Source organism: Skermanella sp. (assembly GCF_059503625.1).
This window is the reverse complement of record NZ_JCACHA010000452.1, coordinates 1-2,323: the sequence shown is the minus strand read 5'-3', so window position 1 is coordinate 2,323 and position 2,323 is coordinate 1. Positions and strand designations below refer to the sequence as shown.

Here is a 2,323-nt window from a genome sequence, read left to right as displayed (position 1 = left end):
CGGCGGCGACCTTGTAGCCGGCTTCCTTCAGCCCGAGCGAGATGGCCTCGCCGATGCCGCGGGTTCCTCCGGTGACGACTGCTACTCGTGCCATTTCTTGTTCCTTCCTTTTCGAGTTTTCGTCTACTGGTACCGGCCCGGGGGTCTTGGGCCGATATGGGCCGGTTCAGTGTAGTTTCACCGCCGGCTCGGTCCGGTGGGCGATGGTCCGCGCGACCGTCTCAAGGGCAACCTTGGATGATCCGTGCAGGGCCATAAGGTGCATCTTATAGAGGGATACGTACATCATGCGGGCGAAGTAACCCTCGATCATCATGTTGCCGCCGACCAGCTTGCCCATCAGGTTACCGACGGTAGAATATTTCCCCAGCGACACCAGGGAGCCGAAGTCGCGGTAGACGAACGGCTTCAGCGGCTTGCCTTCCAGCCGGTTGCGCAGCTGCTTCAGCAGGTGGGTCGCCTGCTGATGGGCCGCCTGGGCGCGCGGCGGGACCGGGGTAGTGCTGCCCTCGCGTGGGCAGGATGCGCAATCGCCCATCGCGAAGATGTCGGGGTCGCGGGTGGTCTGGAGCGTCGGCGTCACGACGAGCTGGTTGCTCCGCGTGACCTCCAGCCCGTCGAGGTCGCGGAGGAAGTCGGGACCCTTCACGCCTGCGGCCCAGACCACCAGTTCCGCCGGGATGAAGCCGCCGTCGGCCAGGGCGACGCCGTCCTTCCGGACCTCCGTCACCTTGGCTCCCGCCCGGATATCGACGCCGAGCTTGCCCAGCAGACCGGCCGTCGCTTCCGATATCCGTTCCGGCAAGGCAGGCAGGATGCGGGGCGCACCCTCGATCAACGTGATGCGGAAGTCCCGGTCCGGGTCGATCCGGTCCAGCCCGAAGGCCGCCACCTGCCGGGTGGTCCGGTGAAGCTGGGCCGCCAGCTCCGTTCCCGTGGCCCCCGCCCCGATGATCGCGACATGGAGCTGTCCGGGACGCACCGGCTCCGCCTGCGCATGCGCCCGGATGCAGGCGTTGACCAGACGGCGGTTGAAGCGCTCCGCCTGGGACAGGGTGTCCAGCGTGATCGCGAACTGCCTGACCCCCGGCGTGCCGAAATCGTTGGCGGTGCTGCCGACCGCCATCACCAGCGTATCGTAGTGGAACGACCGCGCCGGCGTGATCTCGTTGCCCTCGTCGTCGTGGGTCGCGGCAAGGCAGACCTCGCGCTTGGCGCGGTCCAGCCCGACCATCTCGCCGAAGCGGTAGCGGAAATGATGCCAATGGGCCTGCGCCAGATAGTCGAGCGCGTGGTTGTCGACGTTCATGCTGCCGGCGGCGACCTCGTGCAGCAGCGGTTTCCACAAATGGGTGCGCGACCGCTCGATCAGCGTGATATTGGCTTTCTTCCGCTTTCCCAGCTTGTCGCCCAACCCGGTCGCCAGTTCCAGTCCGGCGGCACCCCCTCCGACGATGACGATATGATGAAGCGTATCGCGCGCCGACGTTCGATTGTCGCTTATCCCCGTTTCGTCGGTGACCGCTCCTGCGGTCACCGTCCTTTCAGCCACTGTTTCTTCCGACATGGCTTGCCTCTCCGGCGGTTCAGGTTCTTGCCCGCGAAGCCGTTCCGATCCCAATCGCTTCCTCGTCCTCGATCAGCACGGATTCCGGATCGTCGGCTTCGTCGTCCGTCTCGTTGTTGAGGTGACGGTTCATGCGGTCCACGTCCAGGGCGCCTTCCCACTTGGCGACGACGACGGTTGCGACGCCGTTGCCGATCAGGTTGGTCAGCGCTCTCGCTTCCGACATGAAGCGGTCGACGCCTAGGATCAGCGCGATGCTGGCGACCGGGATGGTGCCGACGGACGCCAGCGTCGCCGCCAGCACGATGAAGCCGCTGCCGGTGACGCCTGCGGCACCCTTGGAGGTCAGGAGCAGCACGCCGATGATGCCGAGTTCCTGACTCAGGGTAAGGTCGGTGTTGGTCGCCTGCGCCAGGAAGATGGCGGCCATGGTCAGATAGATGCAGGTCCCATCGAGATTGAACGAGTAGCCGGTCGGGATCACCAGCCCGACCACCGACTTGTCGCAGCCCAGGTTCTCCATCTTGGCGATCATGCGCGGCAGGACCGATTCCGACGAGGACGTGCCCAGGACGATCAGCAGCTCCTCCTTGATGTACTTGATGAACTTGACGATGCTGAACCCGGCCAGCCGGGCGACGGTCCCCAGCACCAGGAAGATGAAGATCAGGCAGGTGGTGTAGAAGGCGAGCATCAACTGACCCAGCGACAGCAGCGAGCCGACGCCGTACTTGCCGATGGTGAAGGCCATCGCGC

General features: G+C 65.2%; 2 protein-coding genes and 1 pseudogene. All 3 read right to left on the bottom strand.

The features are described from left to right. Positions 1-94 (bottom strand): annotated as a pseudogene (locus tag AC5JJ6_RS09995) (beta-ketoacyl-ACP reductase); the annotation flags it as partial. A 72-nt stretch (positions 95-166) separates the two neighbouring features. Beyond that, entirely contained in the window at positions 167-1,567 is a 1,401-nt protein-coding gene (locus tag AC5JJ6_RS09990) for an NAD(P)/FAD-dependent oxidoreductase (protein WP_496041896.1), read from the bottom strand. Positions 1,568-1,586: 19 nt separating this feature from the next. Further along, positions 1,587-2,323, bottom strand: a 737-nt coding sequence (locus tag AC5JJ6_RS09985; protein WP_496041895.1) for a cation:dicarboxylate symporter family transporter, incomplete at its 5' end; no start/stop codon positions are given.

Bases quoted from the DNA above. Each gene is read 5' to 3' on its own strand.
- AC5JJ6_RS09990 (WP_496041896.1), bottom strand. From the start codon at position 1,567: ATGTCGGAAGAAACAGTGGCTGAAAGGACGGTGACCGCAGGAGCGGTC.